The following is a 15,509-nucleotide window of genomic DNA, read 5'->3' as shown; positions in this document are numbered from 1 at the left end:
CAGACCCGCTTGTACCGGATATGCAACCGGTTCCTTATTTCTGTTCATGCCCTCTCTTTTCCTCTAGAATTTCCGCCATTCGGGTCGTGCTGAATCAAAGCAACGTCAGGCAGAACCACGACATTAAAGAACCATCTTCGATAAATAATCAGCATTGATAAAGGATAAGTGCCATGAGAGAAAGATTTCCGCACGGCTTTATGTGGGGCGGGGCCACTGCAGCGAATCAGGTCGAAGGAGCCTACAATATCGACGGCAAAGGACTGTCGATTGTGGACGCCATTCCCGGCGGTAAAGCGCGTTTAAATATCGTGGCTTCCGACGCGTTTGACTTCACGCTCGATGAACAGCGCTACACCTATCCTAACCATAAAGGCATCGATCACTATCATCGCTTCCGTGAAGATATTGCGCTGTTTGCCGAGATGGGCTTCAAATGCTATCGCTTTTCCATTGCCTGGACGCGCATCTACCCGAACGGCGTTGAGCAGCAGCCCAATGAAGCGGGGCTGAGTCACTACGAACAGGTGATTGATACCTGCATCGCCCATGGCATTGAGCCTGTGATTACGATCTCTCATTATGAGATGCCGCTGCACCTTGCCACCGCCTTTGGCGGCTGGAAAAACCGTGAGTTAATCGGCCACTTTGAGCGCTTTGCCCGCACGGTGTTGGAGCGCTTCGGCCACAAAGTGAAATACTGGATGACCTTTAACGAGATCAACAGCGCTGCCCACTTCCCGATCATGAGTCAGGGGCTGACGGTGCAGACCGGTGCGCTGGATCCACAGGCGAAATTCCAGGCATGGCATAACCAGTTTGTCGCCAGCAGTCTGGCGGTGAAAATTGCGCATGAGACCCATCCGCAGATCCAGATCGGCTGCATGATCCTGTTTGCCACTAACTACGCCTATGATTGCAACCCCATCAATCAGTTGGCGGCGCTGAAAGAGACGCAGTCATTTAACTTTTACTGTGCGGACGTGCAGGCGGGCGGGAAATATCCCTACTACGCGAAAAGCCTGTGGCAGTCGCTGGGCGTCACGCTGGATATTCAGCCGGGAGATCTGGAGCTGATTAAGCAGCACACCGTCGACTATATCGGCTTCAGTTATTACATGTCTTCCACTACCTACAAAACTGATCCGGATGCAGCGGCAGCCCACGGCAACCTGCTGGGCGGGGCGCGTAATCCGTTTCTGGAAGCCAGCGAGTGGGGTTGGGAAATTGATCCGGTGGGGCTGCGAATTGCGCTCAACCAATTGTATGACCGCTACGAAAAACCGCTGTTTATCGTCGAAAACGGTTTGGGTGCGGTGGATAAGCCGGATGCAGATCGCTACATTGCCGATGACTATCGCATCAACTATTTGCGTCAACACATCGAAGCGATGGCAGACGCGATTGCCGACGGCGTTGAGCTGATGGGATATACCCCGTGGGGCTGCATCGATCTGGTCAGCATGTCTACCGGCGAGATGAGCAAACGCTACGGCTTTATCTATGTCGAGCTGGATGACACGATCTCTGGCAGTGGCAACCGTTATAAAAAGAAATCGTTCCACTGGTATAAGAAAGTGATTGCTACTAACGGTGGTGATATCAGCTAAATGAAGACTTCCCGATGCGTAGGAAATCGGCATCGGGAATGTTTTTTCGCAGACCAGAAATTTATCGTCCAGACTTAACCCAAAGACGTAGTCTGCGCAGGCATTGTGCTTTACACTGCGCGCTGTAAAAACTGAGCAGATAAACGATTAAGTAGGCGAGAATGGCGATGAACGGAACGATCACAACCTGGTTTAAAGATAAAGGTTTTGGATTTATCAAAGATGAAAACGGCGATAACCGTTATTTTCATGTGATTAAGGTCGCCAATCCTGATCTGATTAAGAAAGATGCTGAGGTCACTTTCGAACCCACCACGAATAACAAGGGGTTGTCAGCTTATGCTGTGAAAGTGGTGCCGGAAAGTAAATACATCTATATCGCGGGTGAGCGCCTTAAGCTCACGTCGATCAAGTCTTATCTGGTTTACAGCGAAGAAGTGCCCGCCGATACCGGTATTGATAAAGAGAATGTGGTGCTGTCTGTGGGGATACTGATGAATAGTATCAGGCCGAAATCAACCGCTCAGCCGGGTGAAATGCGCTCGCTGAAAAAACTGGCGATCACCACCTTCCAGGGAACGACGTTAATCTTCTCGGAAGATGAGATAGACATCGATGCCACGGCGAAACTGCTCAAGGTCTGACATCATTCGGACTGATCCTGTGCCGAAATCTCTGCGCCACTCATCAGCAGAATTTCGGCATGGTTTCTGCTAGCCCCCTCCAAACGCACTCCACACTGCGATCGCGTCCTGCAATCTGGCACTGCTTCAAAAATTACAGGTATAATCCTGTAAATTATTCAACGGGTTTAGGAACGAAGATGACAAAGCTCACCTTACAAGAGCAGATGCTAAAAGCGGGATTAGTGACCAGCAAAAAAATGGCCAAAGTCCAAAGAACGGCGAAGAAATCACGCGTTCAGGCTCGTGAAGCAAGAGAGGCTGTGGAAGAAAATAAAAAAGCACAGCTTGAGCGTGATAAACAGCTAAGCGAACAACAAAAACAAGCTGTTTTATCTAAAGAGTATAAAGCTCAGGTGAAGCAGCTTATTGAAATGAACAGAATCAATATCTCAAAAGGCGATATTGGTTTTAACTTCACAGATAATAATTTAATTAAAAAAATAACTGTGGATAAGCTGACTCAGGCTCAGCTGATTAGCGGTCGCCTCGCCATTGCTCGTTTGGTGGTTGATGGCAGCGCCGAGAGTGAATACGCGATTATCCCTGCGATTGTAGCTGATAAAATTGCGCAGCGAGATGCGAGCAGTATTGTGTTAAATAGTGCGCTGAGTCAGGAAGAGCAAGACGAAGACGATCCGTACGCTGATTTTAAAGTGCCTGATGATTTAATGTGGTAATTAACGTTTTGCCGATGCGTATATAGATGAAAAGCCCTTACGGGCTTTTCATTAAGGCTTATGTATCGCTCAACTCGGACTGAACCCGCTTCAAGCGATCTGCCTGGCGACGTTATTTAGCCAAGAGTTCTTTTCGGACGATTGCCGCGCCGGCACTTAACGCATTGAGCTTGCCTGTTGCTACGCGACGAGATAAAGGCGTCATGCCACAGTTGGTAGACGGATAGAGCTTATCAGCATCCACAAACTGAAGGGCTTTTCGTAACGTATCGGCGACTTCCTCTGGCGTCTCAATGGTATTGGTTGCCACGTCAATGGCACCTACCATCACTTTTTTACCGCGAATGAGTTCAATCAGATCCATTGGAACACGAGAGTTCTGACATTCCAGTGAAATGATATCGATAGCCGATTTTTGCAGTTTAGGGAAAATTTCTTCATATTGCCGCCACTCGGATCCCAGCGTCTTTTTCCAATCGGTATTGGCTTTGATGCCGTAGCCATAGCAAATATGTACCGCAGTTTCACATTTAAGCCCTTCAACGGCTCGTTCTAAAGCGGCAATTCCCCAATCATTCACCTCATCAAAAAACACATTAAAGGCAGGTTCATCAAATTGAATAATGTCGACACCCGCAGCCTCTAACTCTTTGGCTTCTTGATTAAGAATTTTGGCGAATTCCCAGGCGAGTTTTTCACGACTTTTATAGTGGCTATCATAGAGCGTATCGATCATCGTCATTGGGCCAGGCAGTGCCCATTTAATGGGTTGCGTGGTTTGCTGACGTAAAAATTTGGCGTCTTCAACAAAAACGGGCTTCTGGCGAACCACCGCGCCAATGACTGTCGGTACGCTCGCGTCATAGCGATTACGAATTTTAACGATCTCACGTTTCTCGAAATCAACACCGCTGAGGTGCTCAATAAACGTCGTGACAAAATGTTGGCGCGTTTGCTCGCCATCGCTAACAATATCAATGCCTGCCTGTTGCTGATCCGCCAGACTCAAACGCAGCGCATCTTGTTTGCCCTCAATCAGTTCCTCGCCTTGCAATTTCCAAGGGGACCAAAGTGTCTCAGGCTGCGCCAGCCAAGAAGGTTTCGGTAAGCTGCCAGCCGTGGAGGTGGGTAACAATATTTTCATAATAATCGGTGACCTTGTGTGTTTGGTTAATCAAAGAACGTAATTAGCAGACCATTGCTCAAGAATAGCTTGGTATGGTTTGATGAAGTTTTTCTCAGTAAACTTTCCCTGCTCGATAGCCAACAGGCTACGTTCTTCTCTATCGTAAACAATTTGAGTGAATGAATGATCCTGATGATTCAGGCTTGGCTGATAGCATTGGCCTGCCGGAGAATTGGCATTGTAAATCTCAGGCCGGTAAATCTTTTGAAAAGTTTCCATCGTGGCGATGGTGCTGATCAGCTCAAGATTCGTGTAATCACTCAGTAAGTCACCAGAAAAATAGAAAGCTAAAGGCGCGACGCTATTTGGCGGCATAAAATAGCGAGCCTGCAATCCCATTTTATGGAAGTATTGATCGGTCAATGAATATTCATCTTGCTGGTATTCGACGCCTAACACAGGGTGCTGATTGCCAGTCCGATGATAGGTGTTTTTACTTGAAACGCTCAGGCAGATAACTGGCGCTTTACTAAAACTATCTTTGTAACAATCTGAATTTACGAAGCATTTAAATAGATTGCCATGCAGGACGCCAAAGCTATCAGGGGTGCTAAATCCGGGGTGATTCTTATTATGATCTGACAGCAAGACGCTAAAGTCATAGTCTCGCACGTAGGAGGAGAAGTTATTTCCTACAATGCCTTCAATGCGCTCGTTAGTTTTTTTATCAACAATATTGGTTTTCAGTATTTCAATGACGGGGAAGCTGCCGCCATTGCCTTCTATATCAACCTCAACGGAAATGATATCAAGTTCGACAGAATAGCGATCCCCTTTGGGGTTATCCCAACTCGCCAGGGAATTGAAACGATTGTCAATCATCGTTAAGGCGTTGCGCAAGTTCTCTTGGCGGTTTTTTCCTCTCGCCAGGTTCGCAAAGTTGGTCGTGATACGCGTGTTTTCGGAGGGGTTATAATTTTCATCGAAACACGTGTTCTTAATCGTAAAGGTGAAATTCTTATTCATCGCGATCTTGCATCCTAATTCTTGATATAAAACCTGAATTTATTGCTTGTTTTTCCAAGTTTTTCAGGTCTTATAACTTTGCAGGTTTCATATTGTCTATAGTAGTGCACAATTTATGCCAGACTCATCGAGTGAGTAAAAGTGATTTAATTTCAATAGACATGAGCCATCTTCATGACCTGATGTACGGTGCGAATCGGCGCTGTTGCGGTAGCCCCTGTGAAGCTATATTTAAGTTTATAATTCAATGGTTTAATGGTGATTGGCTGCATAGCCTTATGGTAAGGCTAAAACGGGAGAGCTCGCACTGCCTTTCGCTCCTAAGAGGCTAAACTCTCCTCGTTTAGTTCCTTGTCCTTACACGGATGACAGAAAAACGACATAAGAATGGTATTATTCAGGCCAGATGATGCAAGCATCAACGGCATAGACCTTAACCCTTGGGGACGACTGATGAACAATGAAATACCGCTTAAATTTTATGACATCACGGATGAGTATGCGACGGAATCTGAAAAGCCGGTGAGCGAGGCGGAACGTGACGCACTGGCGTGCTATTTCCAACTGCTGATCACCCGCTTAATGAATAACGAAGAGATCAGTGAAGAGGCGCAGAAAGAGATGGCCAGTGAAGCCGGTATCGACGCGTTTCGTATTGATGAGATCGCGACGTTCCTGAATCAATGGGGCAATGAATAACGCTTGTTTAGGGCGTTTGGAAACAAGCAACATTGAGGTTGTGATGTTTGCGTCCCGCTTAGGTTGCCGTAAGCGGGATTTTTCAATTTGGCTGGGGCAGGGCGATGGGCGTAGTTGATTTATAGCGCTACTGGCCTGTCTGTGGCTGTAACTGATAAACCCATGCCGTAACCTGCTGGCCTTCGGCAGTGGTAACCACAACCTCAACGCGATCGTAGCCCTCTTCAAACTCATCCAGCATTGGCCAGTGCGCTTCGAGATTGTCAGATAAAAATAGATAACCGCTGACGCGCGGTCCGTGATCGTCCAATACGAGCCCTGGGAATCCCTCAGCAGCGCCCCAGCCACTCTCATAAAATGTGCCAGTCACATCACCCGGCAGCCAGTCTCCACCGATGTTTTCCAGAATATAGGCATTTTCGTGGCCTGGGCGCAGCGTCCCGTAGACAAACAAACGTTCCATTTTCCCTCGTCAATCAAAGCAATGAATACCCAGCGGGTGAAGAATAATGCTCACGTTAGGATGTAATAACACGGTTCGCAACAGGATCTTCACCGCTGATGAGCGGGGCAGAGTGAGTCGGGTTTTCCGCATAGCGATCTCTTCAGCGGCATGTGGTCAGGATGTCGGAAGATCTCTAAAAGTGAATGATGCTATTTACCGTGATCGATAACGCGGAGAAAATGCGGGTGTGCCCGGTGATTGCCGTCGGCACACTGATGATGGGTTAATCAAATCAGGAGAACACAAGATGTCAGATCATCCCACGATTGCTCTTCTTGGACCGGGGGCAATCGGTACTACCATTGCCGCTGTACTGCATGACGTTAACCGTACGCCAGTCCTTTGCGGACGCACCGCGCATCCGCAATTAGTTCTGCGTCACGATGAGGGTGAAATTGTGGTGCCAGGCCCGGTATTGAGCAATCCGGTGGCTATCAGCCATCCATTCGATCTGGTGTTTGTCGCGGTGAAAACCACCCAAAACGTCGACAGCGCCGAGTGGCTGAATGCGTTATGCGATGAAAATACGGTGGTCTGCGCTCTGCAAAACGGTGTCGAGCAGAAAACTCAGATGGAACCCTATGTCAACGGCGCAACGGTGTTGCCTTCAGTGGTCTGGTTTCCGGCTCAGCGCGAACCGGATGCTTCAGTCTGGCTGCGCGCCAAACCGCGTCTGACGTTGCCGGATGTGCCGCAAGCAAAATGCGTCGCTGAGGCGCTCAGTGGTACACGCTGCGCGGTTGAGCTGTCTGCGGATTTTTTATCTGTCGCATGGCGCAAGCTGCTGCAAAATGCGGCCGCAGGCTTGATGGTGCTTGCTCATCGCCGTGCCGGTATGTTCTCACGCGGGGATGTTACTGAACTGGCTCTGGCCTATTTGCGCGAGTGTCTTGCTGTCGCGCGTGCCGAGGGGGCTGTGCTGGACGATGGGGTTGCGCAGGAAATCGTGGATAATTTTCAGCGTGCGCCTGCGGATTTAGGCACGTCAATTCTTGCAGACCGGCAGGCTAACCGCCCGCTGGAATGGGATATCCGTAACGGTGTGGTACAGCGTTATGGTCGTGCACGGGGTATTCCTACGCCTATTAGCGATGTGCTGATCCCGCTGCTGGCGGCAGGGAGCGAAGGGCCGGGTTGATGCCGTGAACTGTCGGCGTGTTTGTAAGACAACGACGTCATTCAACCTGACGCTATTCGTAGTATATTGAGAGCATTGTTTACTATCAGGCTGAGTACATGTCTTACTCCATCGGTGAATTTTCCCGGCTTTGTGGGATAAATGCGACGACGCTCCGCGCCTGGCAGCGTCGTTACGGCCTGCTCAAACCGATGCGTACAGACGGTGGCCACCGGTTGTACAGCGATGACGATGTCCAACAGGCGTTAAAAATTCTCGACTGGGTGAAAAAAGGGGTCCCGGTCAGCCAGGTGAAACCGCTACTGGCTCGCCCAGGCACGCGTCGAACAAATAATTGGCTTGCCCTGCAGGAAAGCATGTTGCAGCGGTTGAAAGAGGGCAAAATCGAATCCCTGCGCCAGCTGATTTACGACGCGGGCCGCGAGTATCCGCGTACGGAACTGGTCCGTGAAGTATTGCGCCCGCTGCGAAGCAAAGTCTCAGCCAATATTCCGGCGATGATGACCCTACGCGAAATCCTCGATGGCATCATCGTCTCCTATACGTCGTTTTGCCTTGAAGGGGATAAAAGAGCGCCAGGTGATAACTATCTGATTACCGGCTGGCATCTGAGCGATCCGTGCGAAATTTGGCTCGAAGCGCTTATGCGCACCGGTCAGGGGCTTCGCATTGACGTCCTTCCCGTACCGCCAGCCACTTTGGCTCCGGAGATTTTCCCGGAGCGAAAATGGCTGCTGGTCACCACCGGTAAACTCACCGCGGCTCGCAAAAAACAGATTGACCTTTGGCAACAGCACGTCGCTTCCTTAGACGTCATTCCTCTGTAATTCCGCTTTTTTCATCTCCCAATCCTTCACTTCGCTGCCACCTGCAAAGGTGGCGGACGGGTGACATATTCTAAGAAGAGGAAATTCCATCTGTAAAATAGATATAAATAATCTATTGAAATTACTGTGAAATAAAAAATAACACCGGTAAAACTTGGACAAATAAAAATAATTGTGTAGATTTTAATTATGCGATTACGCCACGTTGTTCCAAGCCTAGGTGAGACTCATGAACACATTGTCATCCGTCATCAACCGATTTGTGGATTACTACACCGAGCTGGATACCCAGCAGCCATCGGCGCTGGCCGAGATTTATCATCCGGATGCTTCGCTTATCGACCCGTTTGGTGAACATGAGGGGCTGGTTGCGATCCAGCGTTACTTCACCCATCTGCTGGCTAACGTTGCGCAGTGCCGCTTTTCCATTGACCCTTCCCTCAGCAGCGGCCATCGTTTTGCCGTAACCTGGATCATGCACTGGGCCCACCCGCGAGTTGCCGGGGGAGACGCACTTACCCTGCAGGGATGCTCAATCGTGGATATTCAGGACGATCTGATTATTCGTCAGCGCGATTATTACGACGCCGGAGAGATGATCTACGAACACCTTCCGTTACTGGGCTGGGCGGTGCGCGGTGTGAAAAGGAGGGTGCGTTCATGAAAACGGTCCTCATCACGGGTGCAAGCTCTGGCATAGGCGAGGGGCTCGCAAAATCCTGGGCCGATGACGGCTACCGCGTCATCGCCTGCGGGCGAGATCCAGACCGGCTGGAGGCGTTACAACAATACAACCCAAACATCACGGTTAGGTTGTTCGATATGACCGATCCTGAGGCCTGCCGTCAGGCGCTGTCCAACTGCGCTGCCGATTTGGTCATTCTCTGTGCGGGAACCTGTGAATATCTGGATCATGGCGTTGTGGATGCCGCGCTGGTGGAACGGGTGATGACCACCAATGTTCTGGGACCGGTAAACTGTCTGGCCGCGCTACAGGGGCAGCTGGTTTCGGGAAACCGCGTGGTGCTGGTCAGCTCCATGGCGCACTGGCTGCACTTCCCACGGGCAGAGGCTTATGGTGCATCGAAAGCGGCGCTGACCTGGTTTGCCAATAGCCTGCGTCTGGATTGGGAGCCAAAAGGGATTGCCGTCACGGTCGTCTCACCGGGCTTTGTTGACACGCCACTGACCCGCAAAAATGATTTTGCCATGCCCGGTCAGGTGAGCGTGGACAGCGCGGTGGAGGCTATCCGTCGTGGTCTGGCTAAAGGGAAAGATCACATCGCGTTCCCGACAGGATTCAGCCTGATTTTGCGCCTGCTGGCAGGGCTGCCGAATTTTCTTCAGCGCGCGTTGCTGCGCAGGATGGTGCGTTCATGAACATTGCTATTATCGGCAGCGGTATCGCCGGGTTGACTTGTGCCTGGCGACTGGCCGGACACCATCAGGTTACGCTTTTCGAGGCTGAACCCATGTTAGGTGGGCATACCGCTACGGTTGATGTCACCACTCCACAGGGGACATATGCCATCGATACCGGGTTTATCGTCTATAACGACCGCACCTATCCGCGTTTTATGGGCCTGCTCAGCGAGTTGGGCATCCGTGGGCAAAAAACGCAAATGAGCTTCTCCGTGCATAACCCAGAGAACGGCCTGGAGTATAACGGCCATACTGTCGCTTCGCTGTTTGCCCAGCGTCGTAATCTTGTCAATCCGACATTCTGGGGTCTGCTGAAATCGATCGTACGTTTTAATCGATTGGCAAAAGAAGCGTTGGCGGGTGAGGTGGACGAGAGCGCTACGCTACAGACTTTCCTCGATCAGCACCGTTTCAGCGGTTTTTTCGCCCGTCATTACATTTTGCCGATGGGGGCCGCTATCTGGTCGTCGTCGCTTCAGGAGATGCGCCGCTTCCCGCTGCCGCTGTTTTTGCGTTTCTTTGAGCACCACGGTCTGCTGGATATCGCTCATCGTCCGCAGTGGTACGTGGTGCCCGGCGGTTCGCGGGAGTACATTCGCGCTATGCTGGCACAACTGGGCGATCACCTGACCCTCCATCTTAACGCGCCGGTGCAGAAGGTGATGCGCCACGACGGAGGCGTTCAGATCCAGCTTGAGGAATCGAGCTATACGTTCGATCAGGTGATTTTCGCCTGCCACTCCGCGCAGGCATTGGCGATGCTTGACGAGCCGACGCCTGCCGAGCGTGAGGTGCTGGGGGATATCGGCTGGCAGCGTAACGAGGTGGTGTTACACAGCGACCCGCGCTGGCTGCCGGTGCGCCAGCGCGCCTGGGCCAGCTGGAACTATCGCCTGAGTGAGCGTGAACAGGATAGCGCCTGTGTCACCTATAACATGAACATCTTACAAGGGTTGCCAGAGGGCAGCCCCCTGTTCTGCGTTACGCTGAACCCAGAAACACCGATTGACGAGCGCTATGTCTGGAAGCGCTTTGTCTATGAGCACCCGCTGTTTAACCCCAAAAGCTGGCGCGCACAGGCGCGGCGCGGTGAGATTAACGGCTGTCAGCGGAGCTGGTATTGCGGGGCTTACTGGTACAACGGTTTTCATGAAGATGGCGTACGTAGCGCACTCGATGTGGTGAAGGGGATCGCCGCCGCAGGAGAGGGGAACTGAAATGAACAGTTGTCTGTATCAGGGGATCTTACGCCATCGGCGGCTCCAGCCGAAAGTGCACCATTTTCGCTACAGTATGTTTATGGCCTGGCTCGATCTGGATGAGCTCGACGTGCTGCCGTCGGCAGGCATCCGCCGTAACCGATTTGCCGCTGCCGCTTTCCACGATGCGGACTATCCGCTCGGCACACCGCTCAAAGAGAACGCCCTTGACCGGCTTGAAAGCCTGATCGGCGAGCGACCTGATGGTCGAGTTATGCTTCTGACCCAGTTGCGCTATTTCGGGTTCTACTTTAATCCGGTCAATTTTTACTACTGCTATGACCATAGGGGCATCCTGCGCTGGATACTGGCGGAGGTGCGCAATACCCCGTGGAACGAGCGACATTACTACGCTGTCGATGGTCAGGTGACCCGCCCGTTGGAAAAGGCGTTCCACGTCTCTCCCTTTAACCCGATGGACATGGTTTACCACTGGCGTTTCAACAGCCCCGGTAAAACGCTGCATATGCATATCGAAAATCATCAGGAATCCAAAGTATTCGATGCCACGTTGGTGCTGCGCCGCGAACCACTGACGCGTGCAAACCTGACGTCACTTCTGCTGCGTATACCGTTGATGACGCTGAAAACTGTGTTCGCTATTTATTGGCAGGCGCTGCGGCTATGGCTTAAGCGTGTGCCGCTGTACAACCATCCCGTCAGCAGGAGTGAACGCTCATGACCGATCCCGTCTTTGCGCTTGAACCCGACATCCCGCGCAACGCTCGTATCGCACGTTGGCTGCTCTTTCGTTTGCTAAGTGGTATCCGCGAGGGTGCGATCACGGTACGTGAAGGGGCGCAGACTTTACATTTTGGCGATGCTGCCGCCACACTGCGCGCCGACGTGCAGATCCTTGCTCCACGCGTGTACTGGCGTTTGTTGACTGGCGGTAGCCTCGGCGCTGCTGAAGCCTGGATAGACGGCGAGTGGGAGACGAATCAGCTCACCCCGCTGTTGCAGATTCTTGCGCTCAACAGCAAGGTGCTAGAGCAGATGGAAAGCGGCTTTCGTCTGCTGGGCAGGCCGGTTGAGCGGCTTCGTCACTGGACGCGGCGCAACCATCGGCAGCAGGCACGGGAAAACATCGCTGCCCATTACGACCTGGGCAATGAGTTCTACGCACATTTTCTCGATGAGGAACTGCTCTACTCCAGTGCGCTGTTCACCGCCGACGAGCAGGATCTTACCCTGGCTCAGCAGGCAAAGATGGCCCGCCTGTGTGAACAACTGACGCTGACGGCCAGCGATCACTTGCTGGAAATCGGCACCGGTTGGGGGGCGATGGCGGAGTTCGCCGCTCGTCATTACGGCTGCCGCGTTACCACTACCACGCTGTCGCAAGAGCAGTACGACTGGGCGAAAGCGCGGATTGCCCGCGCGGGGTTGCAGGATCGGGTGCAGGTCCTGCTGTGTGACTACCGCGATCTGACCGGCGAGTTCGATAAGCTGGTGTCGGTCGAGATGATAGAAGCGGTAGGGCAACGCTACCTGCCAGCCTTCTTCCGCACCTGTCAGGCACGTTTGCGCCCGGGAGGGAAAATGGTGATTCAGGCCATCACCATTCAGGATCAGCGCTACCGCGACTACAGCAAAAGCGTCGATTTTATCCAGCGCTACATCTTCCCCGGCGGTTTTTTACCAAGCATTACAGTGATGAGTGAGCTGATGACGCGGCACACCGATTTTGTCGTCCGCAATCTGTTCGACATGGGGCCTGACTACGCTCGCACGCTGGCACAGTGGCGGCAGCGGTTTGTACACGCCTGGCAGGATATTGAAAAGCTCGGTTTTGATGACCGGTTTCGTCGTATGTGGCTCTACTACTTTGGCTACTGCGAAGCCGGATTTAATGCACGTACTATCAGTGCGGTGCAACTGACCGCGGAGCGCGTATGAAGCGCTATGTGCAGGTCTTTCTGATGGCAATAGCGTTCGATCTTTACTGGACGCTGGTGGTGTTGTTTCGTGAACGAGGCCTGTTTTTGTGGCTTGCGCTCGCGATACTGGCCTGCCTGATGCTGTCGCCTGCACACCGTCTTTACGCCCTCCTGCTCGCCGCGGCGGGGAGCGGTCTTGATGCGCTCTGGGTGTGGGCGGGGCTGATCGACTTTGACGGCGACGTACTGCTGCCGCTGTGGATGGTCGCGCTGTGGTTGATGTTCGCTACCGTCTGGACTGAACTGACCCGCACGACCACGCTGCCGGTGTGGCTACTGACGCTGATGGCGACCCTTGGCGGGCCAGTGGCGTACATCATCGGCGAACGTCTGGGCGCGATGACCTTCCTGAAGCCTGACATGATCGTCGCCAGTTGGATGGCGTCGGGCTGGCTGATTCTGATGCTGTTTTTCCACATGTTGATGGGGAAGCGACAATGAGAACCGCGTTATTGATGTTGCTGTGGCTGACGGCCATCACGCCAGTCGCCCATTCCGCCGACTGGTTAAGCTGGCGCAAAGTGGGTGATGCAACCCTAACCTGGGGGCCGTTCACCGTCTATGCCTCCCAACTGCTCACGCCCGACGGCCGGTATAACGGTCCAGAACAGGATCAGGCGTTGATTATTACCTACAAACGTAATATCGACCGCGACGAGCTGGTAGAGGCCACTCGCGATCAGTGGCAGGTGCAGGGCGTTCTGGCGCGTGAACCGCAGAGTGAATCCTGGTTGCGCATGCTGCATTCCCTCTGGCCCGACGTCACACCGGGGGCGCAACTGGCCTTTGTGTTTAACGGTAGGCAAGGGCAATTCTGGTACCGCGCCTCGGCATCACAAAAAAGTTTTGTCCCGCTCGGTCCGAGCCAGCCTGCAACCTTCAGTACATATTTTCTGGCCATCTGGCTCGATCCTCGCACGCAATATCCCGAACTGCGTCAGCAGTTGATCGGAGGTAAAAAATGAAACGTATTCTGACACTGTGCCTGATGCTGGTAATGCTGGCAGGCTGTAGCACAGAGGTTACTGACTACCGACACCAACAGCCGTCGCTAGATATCTTCCAGTATTTTCAGGGGAAAACCGAAGCGTGGGGCATGGTGCAGGATCGCAGCGGTAAACAGCTGCGTCGCTTCCACGTCGACATCAACGGTAACGTTATCGGCGACACGCTGACGCTCAACGAGCATTTCGTCTATGACGATGGTGAGCAACAACAGCGCGTGTGGCATATCCGGCGCATCGCTGCCGATCGCTACGAGGGCACCGCGGGCGATATTGAAGGTGTGGCGACAGGTCAGGCTGCGGGCAATGCTTTTAACTGGCGTTACAGTATGAACGTTAAAGCTGACGGCCGTACCTGGCTGTTACACTTTGACGACTGGATGTACCTACAGGATGGCACGCATCTTTTTAATAAAACAGAGATGAAGAAATTCGGGATCACCGTCGGGACGGTCACGCTTTTCTTCACCCGAAATACGCAGTAAAGAGGGGAGTGCCATGACCATTCAACCCGTCATTGGGATCAGCGGATGTTTAACTGGCTCGGCCGTACGGTTTGACGGCGGGCATAAACGCATGAACTTTGTCATGGATGAGCTGGCGCAGTGGGTGACCTTCAACCCCGTCTGCCCGGAGATGTCCATCGGCCTGCCCGTGCCCCGTCCGGCTCTGCGTCTGGTACAGACGGCCGAAGGCGACATTCGCATGCGCTTCAGTCATGCCCCACACGACGATGTAACGGAGAAAATGGCCGACTTCGCCGAGACTTACCTTCCACATTTGGGGCAACTGTCGGGCTTTATCGTTTGTGCCAAATCGCCGAGCTGCGGTATGGAACGTGTGCGGCTGTATGACGAAAAAGGCAATCGCGGGCGTAAAGAGGGAGTTGGTCTTTTCACCGCTTCATTACTGGAGAAATACCCGTGGTTACCGGTTGAAGAAGATGGTCGCCTGCACGATCCGGTGCTGCGGGAGAACTTTGTCGAGCGTGTTTTCGCCCTACATGAGCTGAACACTCTGCGTGCCAACGGCCTCACGCGCCGCGCGCTGCTGGACTTCCACAGCCGCTATAAACTTCAACTGCTGGCACACCACCAGGCGGGCTACCGTGAGATCGGGCCGTTTGTCGCGTCGCTGCATGAATGGGAAAACCTGGATGATTTCTTTGTGGCCTATCGCGAAAAACTGATGACAATCCTGAAGAAACCCGCGTCGCGGAAAAATCACACCAACGTGCTAATGCATATTCAGGGTTATTTCCGTAATCAGTTGACCCTCCGCCAGCGTGGTGAACTGCGCGAGGTGATCCTGCACTATCGCGATGGACTGTTGCCCATCCTCGCCCCACTTACGCTGCTGAAGCACTATCTGGCCGAATACCCTGACCGCTATCTGCTAACTCAAAATTACTTTGACCCTTATCCGCAGAGTTTGGGTCTTCGCCTCCCGGTTCACTGAGGGAGAAAGTGATCTTACCCGCCAATAGTGGACACGCGACTAAGTGAGTAAACTCTCTACCAGAGGTAGCTCACATGACAAAATCCGTATCAACCAGTAAGAAGCCACGTAAGCAACATACGCCTGAATTTC

At 52.5% G+C, this 15,509-nt stretch carries 18 protein-coding genes; 15 read left to right on the top strand and 3 right to left on the bottom strand.

From position 1 onward, the window contains the following. Nucleotides 1-173 precede the first annotated feature (173 nt). The 3 genes from Q3A88_RS11000 (at nucleotide 174) to Q3A88_RS10990 (ending at nucleotide 2,973) form a co-directional block, all read left to right on the top strand. Nucleotides 174-1,610 (top strand): glycoside hydrolase family 1 protein, encoded by a 1,437-nt coding sequence (locus Q3A88_RS11000; RefSeq protein WP_317177896.1) that lies wholly within the window; start codon nucleotides 174-176, stop codon nucleotides 1,608-1,610. Nucleotides 1,611-1,771: 161 nt separating this feature from the next. Continuing rightward, nucleotides 1,772-2,254, top strand: a complete 483-nt coding sequence (locus Q3A88_RS10995; protein ID WP_014914863.1) for a cold-shock protein — start codon at nucleotides 1,772-1,774, stop codon at nucleotides 2,252-2,254. A gap of 179 nt (nucleotides 2,255-2,433) precedes the next feature. Further along, complete coding sequence (locus Q3A88_RS10990) at nucleotides 2,434-2,973, top strand: DUF2058 domain-containing protein (protein ID WP_110162619.1); 540 nt, start codon at nucleotides 2,434-2,436, stop codon at nucleotides 2,971-2,973. 112 nt (nucleotides 2,974-3,085) lie between these two features. Here Q3A88_RS10990 and Q3A88_RS10985 read toward each other — a convergent pair whose 3' ends face one another. Together Q3A88_RS10985 and Q3A88_RS10980 are read right to left on the bottom strand one after the other, a co-directional pair. Continuing rightward, entirely contained in the window at nucleotides 3,086-4,117 is a 1,032-nt protein-coding gene (locus Q3A88_RS10985) for a methionine synthase (RefSeq protein ID WP_110162618.1), read from the bottom strand. Between the two features lie 30 nt (nucleotides 4,118-4,147). Continuing rightward, nucleotides 4,148-5,125 (bottom strand): DUF1852 domain-containing protein, encoded by a 978-nt coding sequence (locus Q3A88_RS10980; RefSeq protein WP_039498755.1) that lies wholly within the window; start codon nucleotides 5,123-5,125, stop codon nucleotides 4,148-4,150. A gap of 453 nt (nucleotides 5,126-5,578) precedes the next feature. Here Q3A88_RS10980 and Q3A88_RS10975 point away from each other — a divergent pair, with 453 nt between their 5' ends. Beyond that, complete coding sequence (locus Q3A88_RS10975; protein WP_110162617.1) at nucleotides 5,579-5,824, top strand: YmjA family protein; 246 nt, start codon at nucleotides 5,579-5,581, stop codon at nucleotides 5,822-5,824. A 127-nt stretch (nucleotides 5,825-5,951) separates the two neighbouring features. Here Q3A88_RS10975 and Q3A88_RS10970 read toward each other — a convergent pair whose 3' ends face one another. Next, complete coding sequence (locus Q3A88_RS10970; RefSeq protein WP_110162616.1) at nucleotides 5,952-6,287, bottom strand: gamma-glutamylcyclotransferase family protein; 336 nt, start codon at nucleotides 6,285-6,287, stop codon at nucleotides 5,952-5,954. Nucleotides 6,288-6,576: 289 nt separating this feature from the next. On the opposite strand from Q3A88_RS10970, the gene Q3A88_RS10965 reads away from it, so the two are divergent. The 11 genes from Q3A88_RS10965 (at nucleotide 6,577) to Q3A88_RS10915 (ending at nucleotide 15,377) form a co-directional block, all read left to right on the top strand. Then, nucleotides 6,577-7,467, top strand: coding sequence for an oxidoreductase (locus Q3A88_RS10965; RefSeq protein WP_233991305.1), 891 nt, complete (start codon nucleotides 6,577-6,579; stop codon nucleotides 7,465-7,467). Nucleotides 7,468-7,565: 98 nt separating this feature from the next. Next, nucleotides 7,566-8,294, top strand: coding sequence for a MerR family transcriptional regulator (locus Q3A88_RS10960; RefSeq protein WP_110162614.1), 729 nt, complete (start codon nucleotides 7,566-7,568; stop codon nucleotides 8,292-8,294). Nucleotides 8,295-8,523: 229 nt separating this feature from the next. After that, the gene (locus Q3A88_RS10955) at nucleotides 8,524-8,958 is read left to right on the top strand and encodes a nuclear transport factor 2 family protein (RefSeq protein WP_317177895.1); all 435 of its coding nucleotides are present in this window, start codon (nucleotides 8,524-8,526) and stop codon (nucleotides 8,956-8,958) included. Continuing rightward, entirely contained in the window at nucleotides 8,955-9,674 is a 720-nt protein-coding gene (locus tag Q3A88_RS10950) for an SDR family NAD(P)-dependent oxidoreductase (protein WP_317177894.1), read from the top strand. Before Q3A88_RS10955 ends, Q3A88_RS10950 begins: the two co-directional genes overlap by 4 nt. After that, nucleotides 9,671-10,933: an NAD(P)/FAD-dependent oxidoreductase gene (locus Q3A88_RS10945; protein ID WP_317177893.1), complete on the top strand. Its 1,263-nt coding sequence runs from the start codon at nucleotides 9,671-9,673 to the stop codon at nucleotides 10,931-10,933. Before Q3A88_RS10950 ends, Q3A88_RS10945 begins: the two co-directional genes overlap by 4 nt. 1 nt (nucleotide 10,934) lies before the next feature. Further along, on the top strand, nucleotides 10,935-11,657 hold the full coding sequence (locus Q3A88_RS10940; RefSeq protein WP_317177892.1) for a DUF1365 domain-containing protein: 723 nt from the start codon (nucleotides 10,935-10,937) through the stop codon (nucleotides 11,655-11,657). Further along, entirely contained in the window at nucleotides 11,654-12,874 is a 1,221-nt protein-coding gene (locus tag Q3A88_RS10935) for an SAM-dependent methyltransferase (protein WP_233991309.1), read from the top strand. The genes Q3A88_RS10940 and Q3A88_RS10935 overlap by 4 nt, the downstream gene beginning before the upstream one ends. Continuing rightward, entirely contained in the window at nucleotides 12,871-13,356 is a 486-nt protein-coding gene (locus Q3A88_RS10930) for a DUF2878 domain-containing protein (protein ID WP_317177891.1), read from the top strand. Before Q3A88_RS10935 ends, Q3A88_RS10930 begins: the two co-directional genes overlap by 4 nt. Further along, nucleotides 13,353-13,880, top strand: a complete 528-nt coding sequence (locus Q3A88_RS10925) for a hypothetical protein (protein WP_317177890.1) — start codon at nucleotides 13,353-13,355, stop codon at nucleotides 13,878-13,880. Before Q3A88_RS10930 ends, Q3A88_RS10925 begins: the two co-directional genes overlap by 4 nt. Continuing rightward, nucleotides 13,877-14,404, top strand: coding sequence for a DUF3833 domain-containing protein (locus Q3A88_RS10920; protein ID WP_317177889.1), 528 nt, complete (start codon nucleotides 13,877-13,879; stop codon nucleotides 14,402-14,404). Before Q3A88_RS10925 ends, Q3A88_RS10920 begins: the two co-directional genes overlap by 4 nt. Nucleotides 14,405-14,417: 13 nt before the next feature. After that, entirely contained in the window at nucleotides 14,418-15,377 is a 960-nt protein-coding gene (locus Q3A88_RS10915) for a YbgA family protein (RefSeq protein ID WP_233991311.1), read from the top strand. Nucleotides 15,378-15,509 lie beyond the last annotated feature (132 nt).

The organism is Pectobacterium sp. HCp5_1, from assembly GCF_032905925.1.
In the GTDB taxonomy this organism is placed as follows: Bacteria; Pseudomonadota; Gammaproteobacteria; order Enterobacterales; family Enterobacteriaceae; genus Pectobacterium; species Pectobacterium brasiliense_A.
The sequence above is the reverse complement of the archived record's forward strand: the minus strand, read 5'-3'. Positions and strand labels throughout refer to the sequence as shown.

Bases quoted from the DNA above. Each gene is read 5' to 3' on its own strand.
- Q3A88_RS10955 (WP_317177895.1), top strand. From the start codon at position 8,524: ATGAACACATTGTCATCCGTCATCAACCGATTTGTGGATTACTACACC.
- Q3A88_RS11000 (WP_317177896.1), top strand. From the start codon at position 174: ATGAGAGAAAGATTTCCGCACGGCTTTATGTGGGGCGGGGCCACTGCA.
- Q3A88_RS10975 (WP_110162617.1), top strand. From the start codon at position 5,579: ATGAACAATGAAATACCGCTTAAATTTTATGACATCACGGATGAGTAT.
- Q3A88_RS10940 (WP_317177892.1), top strand. From the start codon at position 10,935: ATGAACAGTTGTCTGTATCAGGGGATCTTACGCCATCGGCGGCTCCAG.
- Q3A88_RS10995 (WP_014914863.1), top strand. From the start codon at position 1,772: ATGGCGATGAACGGAACGATCACAACCTGGTTTAAAGATAAAGGTTTT.
- Q3A88_RS10990 (WP_110162619.1), top strand. From the start codon at position 2,434: ATGACAAAGCTCACCTTACAAGAGCAGATGCTAAAAGCGGGATTAGTG.
- Q3A88_RS10960 (WP_110162614.1), top strand. From the start codon at position 7,566: ATGTCTTACTCCATCGGTGAATTTTCCCGGCTTTGTGGGATAAATGCG.
- Q3A88_RS10970 (WP_110162616.1), bottom strand. From the start codon at position 6,287: ATGGAACGTTTGTTTGTCTACGGGACGCTGCGCCCAGGCCACGAAAAT.
- Q3A88_RS10965 (WP_233991305.1), top strand. From the start codon at position 6,577: ATGTCAGATCATCCCACGATTGCTCTTCTTGGACCGGGGGCAATCGGT.
- Q3A88_RS10980 (WP_039498755.1), bottom strand. From the start codon at position 5,125: ATGAATAAGAATTTCACCTTTACGATTAAGAACACGTGTTTCGATGAA.
- Q3A88_RS10985 (WP_110162618.1), bottom strand. From the start codon at position 4,117: ATGAAAATATTGTTACCCACCTCCACGGCTGGCAGCTTACCGAAACCT.
- Q3A88_RS10950 (WP_317177894.1), top strand. From the start codon at position 8,955: ATGAAAACGGTCCTCATCACGGGTGCAAGCTCTGGCATAGGCGAGGGG.
- Q3A88_RS10925 (WP_317177890.1), top strand. From the start codon at position 13,353: ATGAGAACCGCGTTATTGATGTTGCTGTGGCTGACGGCCATCACGCCA.
- Q3A88_RS10915 (WP_233991311.1), top strand. From the start codon at position 14,418: ATGACCATTCAACCCGTCATTGGGATCAGCGGATGTTTAACTGGCTCG.
- Q3A88_RS10945 (WP_317177893.1), top strand. From the start codon at position 9,671: ATGAACATTGCTATTATCGGCAGCGGTATCGCCGGGTTGACTTGTGCC.
- Q3A88_RS10920 (WP_317177889.1), top strand. From the start codon at position 13,877: ATGAAACGTATTCTGACACTGTGCCTGATGCTGGTAATGCTGGCAGGC.
- Q3A88_RS10930 (WP_317177891.1), top strand. From the start codon at position 12,871: ATGAAGCGCTATGTGCAGGTCTTTCTGATGGCAATAGCGTTCGATCTT.
- Q3A88_RS10935 (WP_233991309.1), top strand. From the start codon at position 11,654: ATGACCGATCCCGTCTTTGCGCTTGAACCCGACATCCCGCGCAACGCT.